Origin of the sequence: Mesorhizobium sp. M7A.F.Ca.US.011.01.1.1 (assembly GCF_003998295.1) — a bacterium.
Classification (GTDB): Bacteria; Pseudomonadota; Alphaproteobacteria; order Rhizobiales; family Rhizobiaceae; genus Mesorhizobium.
In genome coordinates, this window is record NZ_RZRT01000269.1 from 1 (window position 1) to 363 (window position 363).

Genomic DNA, 363 nt, shown 5'->3' on the forward strand with positions numbered 1-363 from the left:
TCAATGGCAGGGTCAGGCTTGGCGGGCATGTGAAAGATGGCGCTACGCTGGCGGCGATCATGGCGGTTGCGCAGCAATATGGACCCGATGCCGTCATCAACTCCGTCATCGTCGACGACAGCCAGCAGGTCAATTTGGAAGTGCGCGTGCTGGAAGCCAAGCGCAACACCGGCCGCGACCTCGGCGTGTCGATCAAAAGCAGGAACGGCGATGGCACAACCCGTACCGGTACCGGTGTTGCTGCCGTTGACGAGGACGGTGTCGTGCTCGGACCGGGCGGTCTGCTCAGCGGCCTCCTGTCCAACTCGGCGCCCTTCGGAGCGCTTATCACGCGCGTCATCGACAGCAACATCAAGGTCGACC

1 pseudogene is annotated in these 363 nt (G+C 62.8%); it reads left to right on the forward strand.

Going from position 1 to position 363, the window contains the following annotated elements:
• Positions 1–29: 29 nt before the first annotated feature.
• Positions 30–363 (forward strand): annotated as a pseudogene (locus tag EOA13_RS37680) (type II and III secretion system protein family protein); the annotation flags it as partial.